A 4,960-nucleotide genomic window follows, 5' to 3' on the forward strand; every position below is an offset into this window, starting at 1 on the left:
TTTGGATTATCGCAAGGGCGGCGTCCAGAAATTCTGCTTCGAGAGTTTCTATTTTTCCGCTGTCGACTGCCTGGCTTATTTTTGGGTCAATCGGGATTTTTGCAAGGAGCGGAATGTGGAATTCCTGGGAAATCTGCTCGACGTGGCTGTCTCCAAAAACTTTTATCTTTTTGCCGCAGTCCGGACACTGGACATAACTCATGTTTTCGATTAGTCCATAAACAGGAATTTTCATTGTCTGCGCCATTTTTACGGCTTTTTCGACGATTACACGGACAAGCTGCTGCGGACTTGAAACGATTATGATTCCGTCGAGAGGAATGCTCTGAAAAACCGTAAGAGGAACATCGCCTGTTCCTGGAGGCATATCGACAAACATATAGTCAACGTTGTCCCAGAAAACTTCTTCCCAGAACTTTTTTACAAAGCCGTTTATCATTGAGCCGCGCCACAAGACAGGATCGTTTTCGTTTTTGAGCAGGAAATTCATGCTCATAAGCTGGATTCCGGATTCTGTCGTTTCCGGAGCGATAAGGCCGGTTTCGTCGCAGTAGACTCTCTCGCCGTTCGACCCAAAACTAGTCGGAATTGAAGGGCCTGTGATGTCTGCGTCTAAGATTGCGGCTCTAAGTCCTTTTTTTGCGGTTTTTGACGCCAAAAGCGAGGTTACGAGGGATTTTCCAACTCCGCCTTTGCCAGAAACTACACCGATTACGTGTTTGACTGTGCTTTTTGGATGCAGATGAAATTTTAAATCTTTTGATTTGCAGTTTGAACTGCAGGTTGAACAATTGTGAGAGCAGCCTTCTTCTGACATGTATTTGCCTCTTTGTTTGTAATCATTCTAAAAAATATGTCTGACCATTGTAATAGAATATTTTTTTGTTTGCTATAGCGTTTTCTTCCTGATTTTTTGTTCCGATAATTATTAAGTTATGGAAAATAAAAAATATAAAACCGTTTTGATTGGAACTGGCCGGATTGGATTTTTGCTCGGATTTGATAAAAAACGTGAACAGCCGGCAAGCCACACTATGGCGCTTTTAAAAAATAAAAAAATTGAGCTTTTTGCTGCCTGCGACACTGACCTGGAGCGGTTAAAAATTTGGCAAAAATACGTAAAAAGACATGGCTCTGAAGGGCTTGTTTTTGAATCGGGCAGAGAACTTTACAAAAATATAAAAAAAATTGATATTGCGGTGGTTGCCGTAAATGAAAGCGCGCATTTGGAAGAATGTATCCGCGCGATTGAGGCACGGCCGAAACTTGTGATTCTTGAAAAACCTGTTGCCTTGAATTCTTTTGAGGCGCAAAAAATTGCGGACTGTGCGGAAAAAAACAAAGTTCCTGTTATGGTGAACCACGAGCGCCGTTTTGACAAAAATTATGCGCTTGCAATGCAATGGATGGAAAAAATCGGGAAAATTCAAAGGGTTGAAGCCGAACTGGATTCTGGACTGCGCATTTACGCAAAAGAATTTGAAAAAGACGGAACTTACAGCCTCTTGCACGATGGAACTCATCTTGTTGATATTGTGCGGTTTTTGTGCGGAACTGAACTTGAAAAACCCGTGATTACAGGCGTTTTTAAGGACGAGAAAAAAATTGTGCGGAATTTTTGCGCGCATTACAGTTTTTGCAAAAGCGAAAAATTTGGAGAAATTCCTGAAATTTGCATAAAAATGAGCGGACGTTCAAAATTTTTTGAATTTAGAATTGAAATTTTGGGAACAGAAGGGAAAATCTGCATTGGAAACGGAATTGCCGATTTTTATTTGAGAAAACAGAGCAAGCTTTATACAGGATTTTATTCGCTTGAAAAACAGAAAGCAAGGCTGCCTAAAAAAACTCAGTATTTTTCTGGAATGGTGGAAAACGCAGTTGATTTTTTGGACGGAAAAATGCCGCTTTTAAGTCCGTTGAAAGAGGCGACTGCTGATTTGAAAGTTCTGGAAGAAATTAAGGAAAAACTGTAAACGCACAAAAGATTGGAGTGGCCGCAAGGCGGGTGCGAAGCACCGGAGGCGCGTAAGACGCCGTAGCCACGGAAAGCTTGGTTTTTGCAAGATTCTTGCAAAAATGTGCCCAAAAAAAAGTGGAGATAGCCGGATTCGAACCGGTGACCCTCTGATTGCGAACCAGATGCTCTACCAACTGAGCTATATCCCCATGAGTAAAGAGTAGCACATTTTCCTAAATTATTCAATACAATCAGTATTGAAATTGCTTTTCTGAATTTGTATAATAGATAAATTACACAAAAATTTAATTGATTTTTTTAGGGGATTTAAAATGGCTTATTATTTTGAAGAACCTTCGCACACTTTTGGCGAATATCTTTTGGTTCCTGGCTATTCTTCTGCGGAATGTACTCCAGACAGAGTTTCATTAAAGACTCCGGTTGTAAAATTCAACAAAAAAGCTGGCGAGACTTGTCCGCTTACAATGAATATTCCAATGGTTTCTGCCGTAATGCAGGCTGTTTCTGACGACAAGCTTGCAATTGCGCTTGCGAAAGAGGGCGGAATCAGTTTTATTTTTGGAAGCCAGACAATCGAAAACCAGGCTGCTATGGTCGCACGCGTAAAGGCTTACAAGGCAGGTTTTGTAACTTCTGACTCAAATATTCGTCCGGAGCAGACTTTGGAAGAAGTTGTAGAATTGAGCGCAAGAACAGGCCATTCAACTGTCGCTGTTACAGAAGACGGAAGCCCGAACGGAAAACTTCTTGGAATTATTACTTCAAAAGATTTTAGAATTGGCCATTGTCCGGCAGGTTCAAAGGTAAAAGACTACATGACAGGTCTTGAAGATTTGGCGACTGGCAAAGAGGGAATTGATCTTTCAGAAGCAAACAATATTATTTGGGAGAAAAAAGTAAACCAGCTCCCGATTGTTGATAAAAATGGAAATCTTGTGAGCCTTGTTTTCCGCAAGGATTATTCAACTCACGCAGAACATCCGAACGAGCTTCTTGATTCTAAACAGCGTTACATTGTTGGCGCGGGAATTAACACACGCGACTACATGGAACGCGTTCCAGAACTTCTCAAGGCAGGGGCAGACGTTTTTGTTCTTGATTCTTCGGAAGGTTTTTCTGAGTGGCAGGCCCGCGCTCTCAAGGATTTGCATGCGGCTTTTCCTGGAATTAAAGTTGGCGCTGGAAACGTTGTTGATGCGGAAGGCTTTAACTTTTTGGCAGATGCTGGAGCGGATTTTGTAAAAATCGGTATTGGCGGCGGATCAATCTGTATTACACGCGAACAGAAAGGAATTGGCCGCGGACAGGCGACTGCAACAATCGAAGTGGCAAAAGCACGCGATGAGTATTTTAAGAAGACTGGAATTTACGTTCCTGTTTGTTCTGACGGCGGAATTGTTCACGATTATCATGTAACTTTGGCTCTTGCAATGGGCGCAGATTTTGTAATGCTCGGACGCTATTTTGCACGTTTTGATGAATCTCCTTCAAACAAACTCGTAATCAACGGAAACTATGTAAAAGAATATTGGGGCGAGGGGTCAAACCGCGCGCGCAACTGGCAGAGATACGACCTTGGCGGCAAAAAAGGCATGGCGTTTGAAGAAGGCGTGGATTCTTACGTTCCTTATGCTGGACATTTGCACGACGGAGTTGGAATGACTCTGAGCAAGGTTGTGCACACAATGTGCAACTGTGGAGCGCTTTCTATTCCAGAATTGCAGGAAAAAGCAAAAATTACACTTGTTTCGCCAGTTACAATTCAGGAAGGTTCAGCTCACGATGTGACTGTAAGAAATACAACAAGCGTTCAAAACTAAATTTTTCTTTTTAGTTGAATATATGCTAGTCAAAAGCCCGGTTCGTCATATAAAAGCTGTCGAATTCGGGCTTTTTTTGTAATTTTAAATTTTATTCAAAAAGTCTGCTGATATTTACGAATATTCGCGAAAAATTTTGTATTCAACAATTCTGTGTTTTTTAATAAAATGGATTTTGAAATTTTGCTCGCGGAGAAAAATTATGGAACAAGACCTTGCTACATTACAGCTTATTTCTAATACGCTCAAAGAAGATCCGAACGCAAGTCAGCGGGTTTTGGCAAAAAAAACAAATGTATCGTTGGGAATGATGAATGCGATTTTGGGGCGGTTTGCCGAACGTGGCTGGATAATGCTTACAAACGTGAATAAAAGAAAATTCGCTTATGCTTTGACAAGCGAAGGAATGAGAGAACTTCGGGAACGCGGAAAGATTTTTGTAGAAAAAACTTTTAAAATTGCAAATTCGTATAATCAAATAATGACAGACGAAGTTGCGCTTGCAAAAAAGCATGGAAAAACGAAGGTTGTGCTTTACGGAGAAAGCTATGTAAAGTTTCTTCTGGAATACGCCTGTACAAAGAATAAAATTGAATTTGAAAAAGTGTCTGGATTAAAAGAGCATGAGATAAAAAACAACGAATATGCCCTTGCCGGTGAAATGAATGATAAAGAAACAAAAGAAAGGCTTTTAAAGGCAGGCTGTACGGATATTCTGGAAATGATACAGACAAACTCGTCCGAAGATAAGGTTTTTTAAAGAAAAGTTTTTAGGATTTTTTTTTACAGGGAGTTTTATGGAATACTATTGCTTAATGGTAAGAACCGGCGAAGAGGAAGAATTTAAAAAGAAGGCGCAGAAAGCATTTTGTGAGCAGGCTTGTACGGCGGAACTGTATTATTTTCAGCGTACTCTAAAAACAAATCAGGGAAAACCGTATGAAAAACCTCTTTTTCCGGGATACTTGTTCTTTCAGACAGAAAGTTTGACACCTCAGATTATACAAACATTAAAAAAAATTGACGGTTTTATAAGAATTCTCCTTGATAATATAAATCCGATAGAAATTTTAGGAACACAGCTGGAAGAATTAAGACTGTTTATCGGAAATGGCGAGCATTGGGGTATTTCAAAAGTTGAATTTATGCCAGAAAAAAA

At 40.3% G+C, this 4,960-nt stretch carries 5 protein-coding genes and 1 tRNA gene; 4 read left to right on the forward strand and 2 right to left on the reverse strand.

Going from position 1 to position 4,960, the window contains the following annotated elements:
* The coding region (locus B2X33_RS09025; protein ID WP_296669123.1) for an Mrp/NBP35 family ATP-binding protein at positions 1-817 on the reverse strand (817 nt) is incomplete at its 3' end.
* Between the two features lie 118 nt (positions 818-935).
* Here B2X33_RS09025 and B2X33_RS09030 point away from each other — a divergent pair.
* Positions 936-1,976 (forward strand): Gfo/Idh/MocA family protein, encoded by a 1,041-nt coding sequence (locus tag B2X33_RS09030; protein WP_296669125.1) that lies wholly within the window; start codon positions 936-938, stop codon positions 1,974-1,976.
* 120 nt (positions 1,977-2,096) lie between these two features.
* Here the strand turns inward: B2X33_RS09030 and B2X33_RS09035 are convergent.
* Positions 2,097-2,169 (reverse strand) — tRNA-Ala (locus B2X33_RS09035).
* A 123-nt stretch (positions 2,170-2,292) separates the two neighbouring features.
* Here B2X33_RS09035 and B2X33_RS09040 point away from each other — a divergent pair.
* From B2X33_RS09040 to B2X33_RS09050, 3 genes are all read left to right on the forward strand, one after another.
* Positions 2,293-3,801, forward strand: a complete 1,509-nt coding sequence (locus B2X33_RS09040) for an IMP dehydrogenase (RefSeq protein ID WP_296669126.1) — start codon at positions 2,293-2,295, stop codon at positions 3,799-3,801.
* A gap of 202 nt (positions 3,802-4,003) precedes the next feature.
* The gene (locus B2X33_RS09045) at positions 4,004-4,561 is read left to right on the forward strand and encodes a winged helix-turn-helix transcriptional regulator (protein WP_296669128.1); all 558 of its coding nucleotides are present in this window, start codon (positions 4,004-4,006) and stop codon (positions 4,559-4,561) included.
* A gap of 37 nt (positions 4,562-4,598) precedes the next feature.
* Positions 4,599-4,960, forward strand: a 362-nt coding sequence (locus B2X33_RS09050) for a transcription termination/antitermination NusG family protein (protein WP_296669130.1), incomplete at its 3' end; no start/stop codon positions are given.

The sequence above is a fragment of the Treponema sp. UBA785 genome (assembly GCF_002297065.1).
In the GTDB taxonomy this organism is placed as follows: domain Bacteria; phylum Spirochaetota; class Spirochaetia; order Treponematales; family Treponemataceae; genus Treponema_D.

Coding starts and splice junctions, on each gene's coding strand:
- B2X33_RS09030 (WP_296669125.1), top strand. CDS start 936: ATGGAAAATAAAAAATATAAAACCGTTTTGATTGGAACTGGCCGGATT.
- B2X33_RS09040 (WP_296669126.1), top strand. CDS start 2,293: ATGGCTTATTATTTTGAAGAACCTTCGCACACTTTTGGCGAATATCTT.
- B2X33_RS09045 (WP_296669128.1), top strand. CDS start 4,004: ATGGAACAAGACCTTGCTACATTACAGCTTATTTCTAATACGCTCAAA.